A 15,518-nucleotide genomic window follows, 5' to 3' on the forward strand; every position below is an offset into this window, starting at 1 on the left:
CGGCGCTGCGACCATTCTTGGGAATGCGCGCCAGGCGATCGATCAGTTTGACGGCCGGTGGCGAACTGGCGACCACGTATCCGCCAATCACCACGAAAGCCATCTGCATCGTGAACGGGATCAAGCTCCAGAACCCGTCGCCAAAGGCCATGGCTGCCGCGGTGGGCGTGGCGCCGATGAGCTGTGTCGCCAGCGCGACCACCAGCACCGCCAGCGCGGCGAAGACCCAGGAGTCAGGGAACCAGCGCTCGGCAAAGCTGGAACAGCGCAGCGCGAAGCGGGCGGAACGGCTGTCTTCAATGTCGGTGGTCACGGCAATTACCTCGGTTTTTTATGGTTATGGGTATCCGGAGCGACGAAGCATCGGCGGTCAGGCGCAAACAATAGAACAATCCAATGACCGTGGGAGACGGAGCGGCGTTCGGGCACGACCTGATTATTTTTCAGACCGACCGGCGGCGCTCTTTAGAAAAAATCCGCCGGGCCGATGGCAATGGAATAGCAGTATTTTCTCCTGCCTGCCGGAGCTTGCCATGTTCAACAATCGCCTGAAGCAGGAGCTGCTTGCTCTTCGCCAAGAACTTTCCAGTCTCATGCAAGTTAAAGAGAGCCTGGACCGTGAAATGCTCGGCCTGACCCTGGATGCGGAAGGGCGGGTGCAGTCGGTCAATCAGAACTTTCTCGACGAGATGCATTACAAGAGCCAAGACCTGATAGGGCGATCCATCGAAGACTTGGTGCCGGCTTACCTGAAGTCCAATGAATTCCAGATTCGCTTCAAGACCGCCCTGACCCGTGGCGAGCACTTCTCCGGCGCCGTGCGCCTGACGCGAGGCGATGGCAAAGAGGCCTGGTTGCGCTCGATCCTTCAGCCGGTGCGCAATGCTGATGGGCGAGTTCGTTATTTCTCGATGTACTCCAACGACCTGACCCGCACCATCGAGAATTCCCGCGAGCATGAGAACCTGATTGGTGCCTTGGTGCGTTCGACGGCGGTGATCGAATTTGACCTGGGCGGACACGTCCTGACCGCCAACGACCGCTTCCTCAATGCGATGGGTTACAGCCTGGCGCAGATCAAGGGCAAGCACCATCGTACATTTTGCGAGCCCGAGGAATACAACAGCCCGGCCTACCAGCACTTCTGGAAGCGCCTGAACAGCGGTGAGTTCGTTGCCGGGCGCTTCAAGCGTATCGATAGCAACGGTCGCGAAGTTTGGCTGGAAGCGTCCTACAACCCCGTGGTCGATGCCAACGATCGCCTCTACAAAGTCGTGAAGTTCGCTACCAACATCACTGACCAGGTCAACCAGGAAAAAGCCGTCGCCGAGGCCGCCAACATTGCCTACAGCACTTCCCTGCAGACCGACAACAGCGCCCAGCGCGGCACCACCGTCGTGACCCAGGCGGTGGATGTGATGCGCGACCTGGCCCGGCACATGCAGACTGCCGGCCAAGGGATCGAAGCGCTGAACGAGCAATCCCTGGTGATTGGCACCATCGTCAAGACCATCAGCGGCATCGCCGAGCAGACCAACTTGCTGGCGCTCAACGCCGCGATCGAGGCCGCCCGGGCCGGTGAACAGGGCCGGGGCTTCGCCGTGGTGGCCGATGAAGTGCGGCAACTGGCTTCGCGTACCAGCCAGGCCACCGATGAAATCGTCGGCGTGGTCCGCCAGAACCAGGACATGGCCCGCAATGCCGTCGCGCTGATGACCGACGGCCAGCACCAGGCGGAACAGGGCCTGGCCCTGGCGGCCGAGGCGGGGAGCGTGATCGTCGAGATTCAGGACGGGGCGAAAAAGGTAGTGGACGCGGTGAGCCAGTTTGCCAATCAGCTGTCGACTTGAGAAAACTGCCAAGTGAGCCGCCATCGTGAGCTCGCTTCTGCGGGAGCGAGCCCCACCTGATAGGCGTCATACCGTTCACCCAAGAAAACGATGACCCGTGGCGAGGGAGCTTGCTCCCGCTGGGGCTGCGATCTTTTTTATGGATACTTTGAGTCTGGAGCGAAAAATCAAAAGGATCGTCCGAACGCGGCCCGAGCCTTCGCCAGCTCCTACAGAGCCGAGCGGGAGCAAGTATCTAGACGATCCTGGTGAACAGCATTACAGCCTGACAGGCGAGCGCTCAATCCCCTAGCGCTTCGCCTTCGCGCCGCGGATCCGCGCCGCCAGCGAGTGACATTTTACCTTGCCCATCACGCACCCGGACGATCGCCTGGGTGCCGCTGGTCATGTCTATCTCGCTCACCGCGTGGCCCTTGTCCTTCAGCGCCTGGATCAGCGCCGGGCTGAACTGCCCTTGTTCCAGTTCGGTCGGGCCGTTGCGGCTGCCGAAGTTGGGCAAGTTGATGGCGGCTTGCGGATCCAGATTCCAATCCAGCAGCCCGATTACGGACTTGGCCACATACTCGATGATCTGCGAGCCGCCTGGGGAACCCACCGCCGCCAGCAATTCGCCGCTCTGGCGATCGAACACCAGCGTCGGCGCCATGGACGAGCGTGGGCGCTTGCCGGGTTCGACGCGGTTGGCGACTTTCTGCCCGTTTTCTTCGGGAATGAAGGAAAAGTCGGTCATCTGGTTGTTGAGCATGAAACCCTGGACCATCACGTGCGAGCCGAACGCCGACTCCACGGTGGTCGTCATCGACACAGCGCCGCCCTGGTCATCCACCGCCACCACTTGCGAGGTGGAAATGCGCAGCGGCGAACGGTCCGGCGCGTAGGCGACCTGGATGCCCGGCGGCGTCCCGGGTTTGGCTACGCCCATGCTGCGCGGGCCGATCAGGTTGGCGCGGCTGGCCAGGTAGCCCGGATCGACCAGCCCTTTGACCGGCACCGGAACAAAGTCCGAGTCGGCGACATACAGGGCGCGGTCGGCGTAGGCCAGGCGTTCAGCTTCAGCGATCAGGTGCACCGCTTCGGGTGCGGGCTCGATGCCGGCGGGTTTGTCGGACGTGTGCGGCTTCAACGGCGCGAGGGCCATGCGGGCGTCACGGTGTTCCAAGTTTTCCAATGTGCCGAGGATCTGTGCGATGGCGATCCCACCCGACGACGGTGGCGCCATGCCGCAGACTTGCCAGCGTTTGTAATCGGTGCACAACGGCGCACGTTCCCGGGCGACATAGCCCTTGAGATCCTTCAGCGAAAGGCTACCGGGATTGGCATGGGCCTGGACCTTGGCGACCATCTCTTCAGCGACCGGCCCTTCATACAACGCTTTCGGTCCTTCGTTGGCGATTCGTTCGAGGACGCGAGCCAGTGCCGGATTCTTCAGCAACGTACCGGCCGCCTTGGGGCTGCCATCGGCGTTCAGGAAATAGGCGGCCATGTCGGGCGAGCCTGGCAAGGACGCATCGGAGGCGATCATCGAATGCAGCCGGGGGGAAATCCTGAAGCCCTGGTCCGCCAGGGCAATCGCGGGCTCGAACAACGTCGCCCACGGGAGGCGGCCATGCTTGCGATGGGCCAGCTCCAGCGCCCGCAACACGCCCGGCGTGCCCACCGAGCGTCCGCCGATCTGCGCGGCGGTAAACGGCATGGGTTTGCCGTCGGCCTGAAGGAACAGCTTTTCGCTGGCGCCGGCCGGTGCGGTTTCGCGGCCGTCGTAGGTGCGCACCGCCTTGCCGTCCCACAGCACGATGAACGCACCGCCGCCGATGCCGGAAGACTGCGGCTCCACCAGGGTCAGCACCGCCTGCATCGCAATCGCCGCGTCGATGGCCGAGCCGCCGCGCCGCAACATTTCCCGGCCCGCCTCGGCGGCAAGCGGGTTCGCCGCGGCGGCCATGTGTTTGTCCGCGTGGCGAGTCTGCAGATCAGTGCGGTAGCCGGAAGCGATCTCCGGTGCGCTGGGCAAGGGAGGCGTGGAGGAGAGCGGAGTCTTACAGGCGGCGAGTGTCAGGGCGACAGCCAACAGCGAAACGGCTGACAGGCGATTAAGATTCGGTCTGAGGTCTGTAAGCACGTGTCGCTCCATCCGTGGGTCAGGGATATTGAGGCCGACTGTAGCGATACGAGGCGTGGGGTGCAAATCAGTGGGGGAGGCGGTTCGGCTTCGCCCCACAAAAAACGTCAGGCATTCTGCGCCTGGAGGAAAATCGAAAACAGCTCGGATTGGGACTTGATCCCCAGTTTGCTGTACATGTGCTTTTTATGGACTTTCACGGTTTCGGCAGAGATTTCCAGCTTGCGGGCGATTTCCTTGCTCGAGCAACCACTGAGCATCAAGCGTCCGACATCCAGTTCCCGTGCGGTCAACTGTGTGCCTTTGAGCTGTTGCACCGACGCTTCCAACTGTACGCGCCAGTCGACCTGCGGTGGTGCTGGCGCCAGCGCCACCACTTCGTTGATTTCGTAAGGCAGGCGCTGGCGCAACAGGCCGAGCACCCAAGGCTGAATCAGCGACAGCAAGGCAAGCTGCTGGCCACTGAACCGCTGCTTGCTGCCCAACGACAGGCACAGCGTGCGATCGCCTTCGAGCTGGCAATTGAACTGGACTTCATCGGATACAACGTTCAGACGAAAGTAACGCTGGTAATACTCGGTCAATTCGAAATGTTCCGGTGCCACTTCCGACAGGCGATACAGCCCGGTGCGCGACTGCTCGCGACAAGCGATGTAGAACGGATCGAGCAGGTACAACCCGCGCAGATAGTCCTGGAACAACTGATCTGGATTGCCATCCTCGCCCGGGCATTCGGCAAAAACCTGCGGGCGTTGATCGGCGCTGAAAAGCAGTGCCACCCAACTATCGAAGGGGACGTACTGATCCAGCAAACGGACCAGCTGCGTCCAGAAGTTGGGCTTGTCCAAGCCGTCGATCAGTTGCCCGACCGAGCGATGCCACGCGATGTCTTCTAATGAAAGTGTCATGCCTCTACCCCTATCGGGTTACCCCAGCGGCGTGATTTCCCGGCCCTGGGCTTGCTGCGCATACTGGCGCACAGACACCGTCCGGGCAATCTTTCCGCCAGCCTGGTCAAGAACAAGGAATACCCATGAAAGTCGAACTCGCCCAATTGGCGGGCCGTGATAACGACACGGCCTACAACCTGGAACGCGCGCTTGCGGCGATTGCCGCCTGTGCTGCCGACACGCAAATGATCGTGTTTCCCGAAACCCACCTGATGGGCTTTCCGTCGGTCGAGACGTTGGCCGAAACCGCCGAACCGCTGGACGGACCGACCGTCAGTGCGGTGCTTGCTGCGGCCCGGGAACGTGATATTGCCGTGGTGATCGGCGTGGCCGAGAACGATCGCGGCCGTTTCTACAACACCACGCTTTTGATCACACCAGAGGGCATTGCCCTGAAATATCGCAAGACGCATCTCTGGGCGTCGGATCGCGGAGTATTCGAGGCCGGTGACCGTTACGCGACATGCGAGTGGAATGGTGTGCGCGTCGGCCTGCTGATCTGCTACGACATCGAATTCCCGGAAACCGCCCGCGCCCTGGCGCAATTGGGGGCCGAGTTGCTGATCGTCACCAACGGCAACATGGACCCTTATGGCCCGACTCACCGCACCGCGATCATGGCCCGTGCCCAGGAAAACCAAGCGTTTGCGCTGATGGTCAATCGCGTGGAAGAGGGCGATGGCGGGTTGGTGTTTGCAGGCGGCAGTGCGTTGGTCGACCCGCTCGGCACCTTATTGTTCGAGGCGGGGCGTGATCAAGGCCAGTTCTCGGTGGAACTGGACCTGAACCAACTGACGGCGGCGCGGCGTGATTATCGGTACCTCGATGATCAGCGGCTGAAGATGCCGGGGGAGATTGTCGAGCATGCCTGCGGATTGCGGGAGCTGCTGATTCCGTCGCGTTGATCCTGATCCTGTGTTGCCAGGGCTAGCGCCTTCGCGGGCAAGCAACACATTCCTGTTGGCCAAAACCAAAACAACAACGTAACACCCGAAAATCTTGCGCCGAACTCGGCTCTGCCATAAATCTAATAATTCGGAGTAGTCGCTCATGGCTCGTTTGCAACGCACCCTGTCACTGGGGTCGGTGGTGCTGTTCGGCATCGCCTATATGACACCGATCATTGTCCTCGGTACCTTCGGCATCCTCGCGCAATCCACCGCTGGCATGGTCCCCGCCGCTTACCTGGCGGCATTGGTGGCGATGTTTTTCACCGCCATGAGCTACGGCCGAATGGCCGCGGCGTTCCCCGTCGCCGGTTCGGCCTATAGCTACGTGCGCAAGGCGATCAGCCCAAAGCTCGGTTTCATCGCCGGTTGGGCGGTATTGCTCGATTACCTGTTCCTGCCCATGGCGATCTGGCTGATCGGCGCGGCCTACCTGCATTCCGCGTTCCCGGCCTTGCCACAGTGGCTCTGGGTGCTGGTGTTCATCGGCATCACGAGCGCGATCAACATTGTCGGTCTGAAATTGGCCAACGGCATCAACGCGCTTTTGATGCTGGTGCAGTTCCTGGTCCTGGTCGCCTTCGTTGCGCTGTGCGTCCATTACGTCGCAGGAGATACGAGCACACCCTTGTGGTCGATCAAGCCGTTCTTCAACGGTGACATGCAGATGCCGCTGATCATGAGCGGTGCGGCCATTGCGTGCTATTCATTCCTCGGCTTCGACGCGGTCAGCACCTTGACCGAAGAAACCCGCGACCCGCGCCGTACCATCCCGCGAGCGATCATGTGGATTACCCTGATCGGCGGATTGATCTTCGTCAGCGTGTCGTACTTCGTGCAGATCGCGCACCCGTCGTTCCAGTTCGACAGCGTCGACGCGGCGGCCTACGAAATTGCTCGCAACATCGGTGGCGACCTGTTCGTGTCGATCTTCCTGATCGGCCTGATCGTCGGCCAGTTCGCGTCAGGGCTGTCAGCCCAGGCCAGCGGTTCGCGGCTGTTGTTCGCCATGGGCCGTGATGGCGTGCTGCCAAAATCGTTCTTCGGTACCTTGCATGAGCGCTTTGGTACGCCGGTCAACAGCATTCTTTTATGCGCCGTGGTCGCTTTGCTGGCGCTGAAACTGGACGTCACTACGTCAACCTCATTCATCAACTTCGGCGCGTTCCTCGCGTTCAGTCTGGTGAACCTGTCGGTGATCTTTCATTACTGGATTGGAGCAGAGAGGAAGGGGTTGCGTGAGCTCGTTCTGTTCCTGCTTTTCCCGTTTATCGGCCTGGCGGCGGATGTATGGCTGATGGTCAGCCTCGATCACTCAGCGATCTACCTGGGCTTGAGCTGGCTGGCGATTGGCGTGGTGTACTTGGCGGTGTTGACCGGAGGCTTCCGTCGCCAGCCGCCGGAGATGGATTTCCAGGAAGCCGCGTGACTCCTTGCTCCCCGTGGGATCAGTTGAAATCTAGCGGGGGCATTCAGGGATACCCAGAAACAAGAAAGCCCGCACTAGGCGGGCTTCTTGTTGTTCAAAGACATTCAAGAACATCGTTGAACAGGACTTGGTGGCTACACAGGGACTTGAACCCCGGACCCCAGCATTATGAATGCTATGCTCTAACCAACTGAGCTATGTAGCCAAGTGGCGCGCATTATTCCCTTGCGGTGGAGATGTGTCAAGCGCAAACCTAAAATATTTCTTTGCACTTTCAACCGCTTATCCATCCCTGCGACAAACGCCCATCAACCGAGTTGAAATCTCCCTGTGTTTGCACTCAAGGCCTGGCTGCCTTGGCTCAAGGTATCCGCCGCCAGGTTCACGGCGCGGGCGCCCTCCAGCAAGCGCATGGCTGCTTGATCTACCTGCTGGATATTGCCGCTGACCTCATCCGCGGTGCTGGCTTGTTCGTCAACCGCGGTGGCGATTTGTGCCAGCGTGTCGGTGACGCTCTGCACGGCGCTGGCAATTTCGCCGAGGCGTTCGCCAAGGCCGGTGACCGCTTGGGCGTCGGTCTGGGCCTGGCCGCAGGCGGCTTCCATCAGGCTGACGGCTTCGTTGACCGTCGCGCGCAGGCTGTCGACGGTGCCGGCGATCTGCTGCGTGGAGGACTGGGTGCGTTGCGACAGGCTGCGCACTTCGTCGGCCACGACGGCGAAGCCCCGGCCCTGCTCACCGGCGCGAGCGGCCTCGATGGCGGCGTTGAGCGCCAGCAGGTTGGTCTGCTCGGCCACGCCGCGAATGGTGTCGACCACAAGTTGGATCTGCTGGCCCTGTTCGCTGACTCGGCCCAGTGCGGCGGCGGTCTCGTTGAGCCGCTGGTTGAGTTGCTGGATGCTCGCGGTGGTGCGCTGGCTGTCGCGGCTGCTGTCGGCGGCGATGCGGCGGGTCTGTTGCGCGCTGTCGGAAGCTTGTTCGCAGCTTTTCGCTACCCCTTGGGAGGTCGCGGCCAGTTGGGTCGCGGCGGCGGCAATCTGGCTGATTTGCATCTGCTGTGCCTCGACTTCGCCCAATGCTCCGCTGGAGTGTGTATTGAGGGTGCGCACGGCGTCGCTCAGTTGCAGTGTTTCGTGATCCACGCCCAACAGGCTGTTGCGCAACTGCACCACGGCGACATTGAGGGCGGTGCTGATCGCCGCCAGTTCGTCCCGGCCCTGCACCGGCACTTGCAGGCTCAGGTTGCCATCGCGCAGGGCTTCGGCCAGCAGGGTGATGCCACTGGCGCTGCGGCGGATGGACGCTTGCAGGCAAACGAAAAGATACAGCGCGGCCAGCAGCAGGCAGCCGAGCACTACGGCGACCAAAGTGAATTGGCGGATGGCCGAGCCATGATACTGGTCCAGCCGAGTATCCAGCGCCACCAATGACTGCTGGCGCAGGGTCGCGAGGTCGCCGAGGAGGGCGTCCATGTGTTTTTCGAAGTCTTCCGGCTTCAGATTGATGGAACCGCCGAACACGCCGTCATCCAGTACCTTCAGACCCGTATCGAGATTCTTGAGGCTGCCTTGGAATTGGCCTGCCCAGCTTTGCAATTCGCTCGGCAGGCGGGTTTCCAGAAGGGCGCCGGTCTTGACCAACTGGTCCCGTGCGTCGCCAATGCGGCTGCGCAGGTCACGCAGTTGCAAGCGGCTCTGCAGCGTGAATTGGCCTGACACCACCGAGGCTTGGCCAACGCTGGCCAGGCGCCCGACACGTTCGATCAGGTCGGGTGTCTGCTGGGTCGAGATTTGTGTCAGCAGATAGGTTTCCAGCCAGGACGCGAGCGTCAGGCGATTGTCCATGACGATCTGTTCGCGCAGGGCTTGCAACGCGCCAAGGGCGGCGGTGAAGCGGTCATAGCCGTCCGGCCACCAGCCCACGCTGCCCAGGCTTTTGGAATCCAGGCCGTTGAGGCTGGTTTGCAAAGCCTGGTAGCGGGCGAGGGTGTCGGCTTCGGCGCCTTCGGTTTGCAAAGTGGCGCCCAGGTCGCTGGCGGCCTGGTTGAGCGCCGGCTGCACGGCATCGAACGCTGCCATGGCGGCAAGCGTAGCGGGAGTGGGTTGCCGATTGGTTTCGGTGGCGCGCCAACGGGCCGCGCGATTGCGCTGGGCGGTCAGCAGGTTGTCCAGGTTATCCAGCGCCAGCAATTGACGAACCCCGGCACGCTCCCCGGAAATCAGGTTGAGCTTGTCGCGGTAATCCTGGCCGATGAGCCACAAGCTGCCCATGAGCGGCAGGATGAATAACAGGAACAACAACTGGAATTTACGGGCGAAACCAAAATGCCCCAGCAACCGGATGCCCGGTGATAGAAAAGCCTGCATGCCCATACTCCCCTGAACACCCTTGCACCGAATTTGTGCGTTTTTACACAGGTGCTGAAACGGGTGTTCTCTCAAAAGGCCTCGAAAGCTTGTCCAGGCCGGCTCTGTAGGCCTGCTCTGTAGCGAAACTTCCCATTCTCGATCCCCTTTGTAAGGAGATCACGTCGTAGAGCATTAACAAGGCAAGATTCAGACCATGGCGTTGCGCTATCACCTTGTTTTTTATAGGTCGATAGCAAGCTAAGGGGATAGCCTTGCCGTACCGAAAAATGGCACATTGATGCGCCTGCCTCGTGCACCCACCCGCCGTATGGAAACTCCCATGGCTATCAGCAATACCCAGGCCGACATGACGTCGGCAGCCGCGACGCCCCAAAGCAGCCCACTGGTCATGCGCATCATTGGTGCGGTGGCGCTGGCGCATCTGATCAACGACCTGATCCAGGCGGTCTTGCCGTCGATCTATCCGATGCTCAAGGAGAGCTACGGCCTGACATTTACCCAGGTTGGCCTCATCACGTTGACCTTTCAGCTCACCGCTTCGCTGCTGCAACCCTGGGTGGGTTATCACACCGATCGGCATCCCAAGCCCTGGCTCCTGCCGGCGGGAACGGTATGCACATTGGTCGGCATCGTGATGATGTCGATGGTCGGCAGTTTTGCCTTGATCCTGCTGGCCGCCGCGTTGATCGGCATCGGCTCGTCGACCTTCCATCCCGAAGCGTCGCGGGTGGCCCGGCTGGCTTCCGGGGGCCGCTATGGCTTGGCCCAATCGACTTTCCAGGTGGGCGGTAACGCCGGCTCTGCCTTCGGCCCGCTGTTGGCGGCGGCGATCATCATCCCTTACGGGCAGGGCAACGTGGCCTGGTTCGGCCTGTTCGCGCTGTTTGCCTTGTTCGTGCTGTACCGCATCAGTCGCTGGTACGCCAATCACCTGAACCTGTTCAAGCTCAAGCAAGGCCAGGCGGCGACCCACGGGTTATCCAAGGGGCGTGTCCTCAGTGCGCTCGTGGTGCTGGGGCTGTTGGTGTTTTCCAAGTACTTCTACATGGCCAGTTTCACCAGCTACTTCACGTTCTACCTGATCGAGAAGTTCGACCTCTCGGTGGCCTCTTCGCAGTTGCACCTGTTCCTGTTCCTGGGTGCGGTGGCGGCGGGAACGTTCTTTGGCGGCCCGATCGGCGACAGGATCGGGCGTAAGGCGGTGATCTGGTTCTCGATCCTCGGCGTGGCGCCATTCACCCTGATCCTGCCTCACGTCGACCTGCTGTGGACCAGCATTCTCAGCATAGTAATCGGCTTCATCCTGGCCTCGGCGTTCTCCGCGATCGTGGTGTATGCCCAGGAACTGGTGCCAGGCAACGTCGGGATGATCGCCGGCGTATTCTTCGGCCTGATGTTCGGCTTCGGCGGGATTGGCGCCGCGCTACTGGGGCATCTGGCAGATATTCGCGGCATTGAGTACGTGTACTGGCTGTGCTCGTTCCTGCCGTTGTTCGGGGTGTTGGCGATCTTTTTACCCAGGACAAAAAAGGCCTGAGCAATCTCCAACCAGACGGCTCGGTGTTCCTGGGAAACACCGAGCTCCTGGCGGCCCGAGTCATGAATAACCGGTACTAAAGTCTCGATCTGTATGAGCCTTAAGTTGGCTCTTGTACAAATACCGCTCGTGCTAATTTGCCTGCGTGGCAAATGGTTGGAATGGACTCTGCGGCAAATATCCAGGGGTCGCTTTACGGTGACTGGATAGCGGATTCACATTCTTTCCGCGAAGGCCTTCGTTTCCGGAGGTCTTCGGCTCCTGACGTTGAATGTCCTTTATCGTCCTTCGGACGCATAGAGTGAATCTGCGCGCCATCTCCCCACGTTTCAACCAATAACCAGCTGTATCGCCATGCCCGGCCATCCACTTCGGTGCATGACGTAAGCAGCGTCAGTCGTATTCGCCGAGTCGTGCACGCGGTGGCTGCCGGCGTTCTTCATGGCGGCGTTAAAAATAGAATCGGGTGGGGAATCATATGAAGTTCACGTCGTTGCAGGCACGCATTTGTGTCACGGCGGGCGCATGCCTGTTTGTTTCGTCCGTCAGCCTGGTGGTCTACGGGCTCTTTACCGCCCGGTCCAATGAGCAATATGTCGCGAGCGAGGTCAGTGCGCTGGTCGAAAAATCAACCATCCGGGAAATCCAGAACCTGGCCGAATCCCGTGCCAACGCCATCCAGGCCAAGCTGCAGAACGCCTTGGATGCCGCGCGAACGATGGCCAATACCTTCGCCGCCAGCAAGGCTCCGCAAAGCCCCCTGGCGTTGGGCCGTGAACAAATCAACAGCGTGCTGCTCAATGTGCTCAAGGACAATCCGGACTTCAACGGCACCTATTCCTGCTGGGAGCCGAATGCGCTGGACGGGCAGGACCTCGGGTTCCGCAACGCACAAGACGGCAACAACCCCGTGACCGGACGTTTTACGCCTTACTGGACGCGCAGCGCCGATGGTCACGTCGCGGTGCAGCCGCTGGTCGAGTATGACTCGGCCGACCGCCACGCCAATGGTGTACTCAAGGGCGGGTGGTACAGCGGCCCGCGCGACACCCTGAAGGAAAGCGTGTTGGACCCCATTCCTTACGTGGTGCAGGGGAAAAATGTCTGGCTGACCACCTTGTCGGTGCCCATCGTCTCCGAAGGGAAATTCTACGGGGTGGTTGGCGCTGACTTCGACATCGCCTTCATCCAGAAACTCAGCGAGCAGATGTCTGCCGACCTCTATGGCGGCAAAGGCACGGTGTCGATCCTGAGCAACCAGGGGCTGGTGGTCGCGGACAGCCAGCGTACCGACTTTATCGGCCAGCCTATCAAGGCCCTCTTGCCCGATTCCTGGGAAAAGGTGCTGGGCGATATCCAGGGCGGTCGAGGGGATGGCCTGCTGAATGCGCAAACCCAGAATATCGAAGTGCTGATGCCGATTGTGCTCGGCCGTACCGGCAAACCCTGGGCGGTGTTGATTCGCCTGCCCAAGGCCGTGGTCATGAGCCAGGCCATCGCCCTGGAGCAGGAGCTGCAGGCGCGCAGCCTCGACAACAGTATCTGGCAGGTGTCGGTAGGGTTGGTCATTTCATTGTTGGCCCTGGCCGCCCTGTGGTATGCCGCCGCCAAGATCGTCGGGCCGATTCGCGAGGCGGCTGCCTTGGCCGCGACCATCAGCCTCGGGGATTTTTCCCGGCGACTGGTGCAGCAGTCCGAAGATGAAGTCGGGCAGTTGTCGGCCGCCCTGAACGATATGTCCGAGAGCCTGCAACGGCAGGTGAGGGTGGCGGAGCGCATTTCCGAAGGTGACCTGGATCTGCAGGTCCGGCTGTCTTCGCCCCAGGACACCTTGGGCAAGTCGCTGGAGAAAATGGTCAGCAACCTGAACCAGCTGATTTCCGAAGTGCAGGCCAGCGCCACCCAGATCACCGGCAGCTCGACGCAGGTGACCGACCTGAGCCAGTCACTGTCCGAGGGCGCCTCCAATTCAGCCTCGTCCATCACCGAGATCAGTGCGGTGATGACGCAAATGGCCGCCCAGACCCGGGACAACGCCGCCAATGCCAAGAAAGCCGATGAGCAATCCCAGGCTTCACGCGCCGATGCGGGGGAGAGCGATAAGCTGATGAGTGAGCTGATCGCCGCCATGGCCGAAATCGATAACTCGGGCAAGGACATCACGGCCATCATCACCACCATCGATAACATTGCCGCGCAAACCAACCTCCTCGCGCTCAATGCGGCGATCGAGGCTGCGCGGGCAGGTGAGCTTGGCCGCGGTTTCGCGGTGGTGGCGGACGAAGTGCGCAGCCTGGCCGCCCGCAGCGCCGAGGCGGCCCAGCAGACCGCTGCGCTGATCGCCGACTCCTCGAGCAAGACCCAGCGCGGCATGATCATCGCCGGCCGCACCGCTGAGTCGTTGAAGAATATCGTCAGCGGGACCAGCGAAGTCTCCAGCCTGGTTTCGCTGATCTACCAGGCCTCCAGCGAGCAGGCTTCAGGTTTGCAACAGGCGAGTATCGGGCTCGAACAGATCGACGAGGTGACCCAGAAGAACCAGTCGAACTCCCACGAATGCGCCATCGCCGCCAAGGATCTTTCCGAGCGAGCCTCGCTGATGCAGCGTGTGCTTGGGCGGTTCAAGGTGAAAGTTTCAAGGTAAAAATTTCAAGGTGAAAAAAGGTCAGCGGGGAGGCTTTTTGCTATCCTGCGGGCCCTTCTTCACGGACGAATACCGAGACCTGCCATGGCTAACGACACGCCGTCACGCATCGGACAGACACTGCTGGGATTGCTTTTCGCGCTGATTGGCATTGGTTTGTTGGGCGCCGCCTTCAATCTGGCGCTCGATCGGCGCGAGTTTCTTGCTCGCGCCGAAATGGCTGATGGCATTGTCAGCCATTTGAATGCCGGTGGTTCGCATCCCGAGATCGCCTTCACCACCGCAAGCGGCGAAAAGATTTCCTACCCTCAGGGCGGCCTTATCTTTGGTTATCAGAAAGACCAGCCGGTGCGGGTGCACTATTCGCCCGAGCAGCCGGCCGGCAGCGCCATCGTCGATGATCGGGGTGCCTTGTGGGGGACCTCGGCATTATTGGGCGGCATCGGTTTGGTATTCACTCTGGTAGGACTATTGAAAGTCACCCGCCAGCGCGGTCGCGGCGCGGCTCATTCACTTAAAGGACTTTGAACGCATGAGCTACAACATCCCTATTCCGGTCAATGAAAGTCGTTGGCAATACCAGACCGCCAGCGGTGGCGGTCTGACCGTGGTCATGGTGGCGGGCAGCGGCGGCTCGATCATCCTGCGTTCGCCTCAAGGCGAAGACGTCAGCTACCGCTATGGCGGTGTCGGCGTGGGTGTCGGATTTGGTGCGCGGCTGCCGCGTTTCGGCAAGATCAATATCCAGATCAAAGGCAAGGGCGTGAGCGCGGCGGGTGCGGCAGAGGCGTTCCCCAGCACCGGCAAGGTGTTTGTCAGCGATGCCCTGGTCGATCGCGACCTGACCAGCGACGACATCACCGGCCCGTGCATGTACACCGAAGTGGGCGTGGGCCTGGTGGTCGGCGGGTCGGCCACGGCGCTGCTGTTCGGACTCGATCCCAAGCTGCTGGCGCTGTCGGTGGCCTTGAGCTCCAATCCGGCGACCTCGCTCATCGCGTCGACCACGGTCAACCGCCAACTGGCACGTTCGGCCAAGGGCGCGGTGGTCATGGCTGGCGTGAACGCCGGTTTGCAGGCCGGTGGCGGTGCCGCGATCTACATGGGTTATCTGTTCTAGTTGCGGCTGGGCGCAGGTAACGTCCGGACAGGATTCAGTGCGTCTGGATAAGGATTGATACCCGGCGCTCGAACCCAACCCGTGCATGCAGATTGTTATGCACGGTAGCGGGTCCTACGAGGCGTGGCGGGGGCAGGGCGCTCGCCACTGAATGTATGCCTATCCCTCCGCCGCCTCGCGCCCTTCCAAGAATACCCGCCCCGGTAACTTGAACCCGCGCAACTTCAGCAGCGTCATCGGCCCGGCATCCAGCTCGGTGCGCAGGTGCCAGGTCAGACCCAGGCCATCGGGGGCCTTGAGCACCATGCGGTAGCGGCTGTCGCCATCGTCCAGCGGCGTGAATTTGGCCTGTTCCAGCAAGCGGATCAGCCCCCACGTGCCGGCGTAGTCGGCGAACAATCGCTCGCCGGTGTGGACGCTGGTCCAGGTCAGGCTGACCCCGGGATAGTCGCTGCGCCCTGGCCAGCCGAAGCGCTGCCAGCGTTCCTTCTGGTTGAAGTACTCGTGTTTTTCACCGTTGAGGATGAAGGTGGTCTGCACCACATCGCGCACG

11 protein-coding genes, 1 tRNA gene and 2 pseudogenes are annotated in these 15,518 nt (G+C 61.1%); 8 read left to right on the top strand and 6 right to left on the bottom strand.

Going from position 1 to position 15,518, the window contains the following annotated elements:
* The coding region (locus OC610_RS09460) for a TIGR00366 family protein (RefSeq protein WP_264427568.1) at window positions 1–313 on the bottom strand (313 nt) is incomplete at its 3' end.
* Between the two features lie 310 nt (window positions 314–623).
* On the opposite strand from OC610_RS09460, the pseudogene OC610_RS29715 reads away from it, so the two are divergent.
* Window positions 624–1,310 (top strand): annotated as a pseudogene (locus OC610_RS29715) (PAS domain-containing protein); the annotation flags it as partial.
* Between the two features lie 108 nt (window positions 1,311–1,418).
* A pseudogene (locus OC610_RS29720) lies at window positions 1,419–1,850 on the top strand (methyl-accepting chemotaxis protein); the annotation flags it as partial.
* Window positions 1,851–2,130: 280 nt separating this feature from the next.
* Here the strand turns inward: OC610_RS29720 and ggt are convergent.
* Both ggt and OC610_RS09480 read right to left on the bottom strand, forming a co-directional pair.
* Complete coding sequence (ggt, locus tag OC610_RS09475; protein WP_264427569.1) at window positions 2,131–3,969, bottom strand: gamma-glutamyltransferase; 1,839 nt, start codon at window positions 3,967–3,969, stop codon at window positions 2,131–2,133.
* Window positions 3,970–4,076: 107 nt separating this feature from the next.
* Window positions 4,077–4,877: a helix-turn-helix transcriptional regulator gene (locus tag OC610_RS09480; RefSeq protein ID WP_264427570.1), complete on the bottom strand. Its 801-nt coding sequence runs from the start codon at window positions 4,875–4,877 to the stop codon at window positions 4,077–4,079.
* A gap of 125 nt (window positions 4,878–5,002) precedes the next feature.
* Between OC610_RS09480 and OC610_RS09485 the strand changes: the two genes are divergently transcribed.
* Together OC610_RS09485 and OC610_RS09490 are read left to right on the top strand one after the other, a co-directional pair.
* Window positions 5,003–5,824: a carbon-nitrogen hydrolase family protein gene (locus OC610_RS09485; RefSeq protein WP_264427571.1), complete on the top strand. Its 822-nt coding sequence runs from the start codon at window positions 5,003–5,005 to the stop codon at window positions 5,822–5,824.
* 145 nt (window positions 5,825–5,969) lie between these two features.
* Window positions 5,970–7,295 carry an APC family permease gene (locus OC610_RS09490; protein WP_264427572.1) on the top strand — a complete coding sequence of 442 codons (1,326 nt, stop codon included), beginning with the start codon at window positions 5,970–5,972 and terminating at the stop codon, window positions 7,293–7,295.
* A gap of 128 nt (window positions 7,296–7,423) precedes the next feature.
* Here the strand turns inward: OC610_RS09490 and OC610_RS09495 are convergent.
* Both OC610_RS09495 and OC610_RS09500 read right to left on the bottom strand, forming a co-directional pair.
* Window positions 7,424–7,500 (bottom strand) — tRNA-Met (locus tag OC610_RS09495).
* 103 nt (window positions 7,501–7,603) lie between these two features.
* Window positions 7,604–9,661, bottom strand: a complete 2,058-nt coding sequence (locus OC610_RS09500; protein ID WP_264427573.1) for a methyl-accepting chemotaxis protein — start codon at window positions 9,659–9,661, stop codon at window positions 7,604–7,606.
* A gap of 322 nt (window positions 9,662–9,983) precedes the next feature.
* Between OC610_RS09500 and OC610_RS09505 the strand changes: the two genes are divergently transcribed.
* The 4 genes from OC610_RS09505 (at window position 9,984) to OC610_RS09520 (ending at window position 14,965) form a co-directional block, all read left to right on the top strand.
* Complete coding sequence (locus tag OC610_RS09505) at window positions 9,984–11,201, top strand: MFS transporter (protein ID WP_258648270.1); 1,218 nt, start codon at window positions 9,984–9,986, stop codon at window positions 11,199–11,201.
* 478 nt (window positions 11,202–11,679) lie between these two features.
* Complete coding sequence (locus OC610_RS09510) at window positions 11,680–13,845, top strand: methyl-accepting chemotaxis protein (protein ID WP_264427574.1); 2,166 nt, start codon at window positions 11,680–11,682, stop codon at window positions 13,843–13,845.
* Window positions 13,846–13,929: 84 nt separating this feature from the next.
* A complete protein-coding gene (locus OC610_RS09515; protein WP_264427575.1) occupies window positions 13,930–14,373 on the top strand; it encodes a DUF3592 domain-containing protein in 444 nt (147 codons plus the stop codon).
* 4 nt (window positions 14,374–14,377) lie between these two features.
* Entirely contained in the window at window positions 14,378–14,965 is a 588-nt protein-coding gene (locus OC610_RS09520) for a hypothetical protein (protein WP_264427576.1), read from the top strand.
* A gap of 159 nt (window positions 14,966–15,124) precedes the next feature.
* On the opposite strand, the gene OC610_RS09525 is transcribed toward OC610_RS09520, so the two are convergent.
* Window positions 15,125–15,518: type VI secretion IcmF C-terminal domain-containing protein (locus tag OC610_RS09525; protein WP_264427577.1), on the bottom strand; the 394-nt coding region annotated here is incomplete at its 5' end.

It is taken from the genome of Pseudomonas agronomica (genome assembly GCF_025917275.1).
Classification (GTDB): domain Bacteria; phylum Pseudomonadota; class Gammaproteobacteria; order Pseudomonadales; family Pseudomonadaceae; genus Aquipseudomonas; species Aquipseudomonas agronomica.